The sequence below is a fragment of the Arthrobacter sp. Dra40 genome, from assembly GCF_059091905.1.
In genome coordinates this window covers 1-1,766 of record NZ_JBNHHB010000452.1, presented here as the reverse complement: position 1 = coordinate 1,766, position 1,766 = coordinate 1, and the positions used below count along the sequence as shown (strand labels likewise).

General features: G+C 66.1%; 2 protein-coding genes and 1 pseudogene. All 3 read right to left on the bottom strand.

The features are described from left to right. Positions 1-86: 86 nt before the first annotated feature. Complete coding sequence (locus tag AC5RWT_RS37070; protein WP_494084567.1) at positions 87-755, bottom strand: phosphoribosyltransferase; 669 nt, start codon at positions 753-755, stop codon at positions 87-89. Positions 756-1,192: 437 nt separating this feature from the next. After that, positions 1,193-1,456 (bottom strand): hypothetical protein, encoded by a 264-nt coding sequence (locus AC5RWT_RS37065; protein ID WP_494084566.1) that lies wholly within the window; start codon positions 1,454-1,456, stop codon positions 1,193-1,195. Next, positions 1,456-1,608, bottom strand: a pseudogene (locus AC5RWT_RS37060) (transposase); the annotation flags it as partial. The gene AC5RWT_RS37065 and the pseudogene AC5RWT_RS37060, both read right to left, overlap by 1 nt. Positions 1,609-1,766: the final 158 nt, after the last annotated feature.

Sequence of the window (1,766 nt, the reverse complement as noted above, 5' to 3'; positions counted from 1 at the left end):
CCTGGGGCCTCCGCGGGACTACTGAGACGGACCGCCGCCGGCAGCCATGCCGGCGGCGGTCCGCTGCTGTTAACCGGCATGCAGTTCTACTGGGGGAGCAGGGCCAGTACTTCTTCGTCGCTGACCTGGCCGAATTGCCGGTATGCCTCGCCGACGGCCCTGAAGCCGTTCGGCTGGCGCAGGCAGTAGACGGCATCGGCCAGTTTCTTGAGCTCGGCGCAAGTCTGCGGTGGGCCCACCGGGACCGCGACAACAACCTCCCGCGGCCCGTTTTGCCGGACTGCCAGGATCGCCGCCTTCATGGTGGCGCCGGTCGCCAGTCCGTCGTCGCAGAGAATGGCCGTCCGGCCGCCGACCATTGGTGTCCGGCCGCGAAGGTAGGCGTCCTGTCGCCGCTTCAGTTCCATGCGCTCCGTGTCCTGGACGCTTTGCAGGCGCTCCGCGCTGAAATTGCGGCGTTGCAGTTCTGCCACAATATGGTCCACCATCACGACGGCGGTGTGCCCGCCGTGGGCGGCCAAGGCACCGAAGGCGACCTCTGGTTGGCCCGGGATACCCAACTTACGGACGATGAGCGCGTCGAAGGCAACGCCGAGTTCATCCGACAGCACCGCGGCTACGGGCACGCCGCCACGGGCAAGTCCCAGCACCGTGACGTCCTCGCGGCCGCGGTATCCCCCCAACTCGTTCGCCAGTTGTCGGGCAGCATCCCGCCGATCGGCAAAGGGGGCAGGCGGTCTGCTCAACAGTCCCACGGCCCTTAGTATCCTCTCCCGCCACGACGGGCGCGAGGGGCGTGCAATCCACGGCGGGCTGCAGGACGTCCCGTTCGAGGGGCGCCCACATCCTAACGGTTCCCGCGGCCGAAATAGTTGCGCGGCGGATGGGTAGTTCTCCCCATCGCGACCGACGGACCTGCCGGATATGCTCAGACCAACGGTGGGGCTCGGAACGGGGGCCCCGACCGCGCCGGCCGGGCTTGGGCCCGGGCGTGGAAGAGCCGGAGCTGCAGGATACCCCCCAACGCCTGCTGCTCCGGCTCTTTCGGTTAATCCGGCCGCCCTGGGCCTCGGGGTGGTCGTCTTCAACCGTCGTAGGCGCCGAATCCGTTGCACCGATAGATCTCAGGGCTTGGCCTGCGCGACTTGTCTTGAGGGTTATAGGCCATAAAAGTGTGTCTGGCCCGGGCGTGTCAGGTTCTGCCGGCCCATCCTGCGCGGCCCCGGCCTTCTTCCGCGATGGCAGCGGTATCGAGTTCTGCCGGTCCGACCGGTTCTTCTTCGAGTTCGTCAGTGGTTGTTGTCACCGTGACGTAGTGTTCGGGCCGGATCAGTTTCCAAGCCGATCGGGGGTCCTCGCTGCGTTGGTAGAGGTTGGTCGTGGAAGCGATCTGCAGCGTGGCCAAGTCGGGGTGCAGGTAGGTGAAGAGCACTTCCTGACGGACGCAGCGTGCCATCAACTGGTAGGCGGCGGAGCCGGTAGTGGGTGTACCACCAGGTCCCGTTCGCTGCAGCGTGAGCAGAGCACCCGGACGTTGCGCTGAACATGCACCAGGCAGCGCTGGACCTTCGTTTCGGGCCAGGTGCGTTTGAGTGCTGAGGCGAGGCCAAGCACCCTCCACGAATGAAGGACCCGGAGTATGCGGAATCGGATTTAGCCGCGCCAACACGGGGAAGGAGGAGGCACCGGACACACATTAATGGCCTATGGCCCTGTCTTGCCGCGGGTCGATTGGCCGGACAGATAACTTCCCCGAACGGGTGGAT

Excerpts from the sequence above, each read along its gene's own strand:
- AC5RWT_RS37065 (WP_494084566.1), bottom strand. The coding sequence starts at position 1,456 with ATGGCACGCTGCGTCCGTCAGGAAGTGCTCTTCACCTACCTGCACCCC.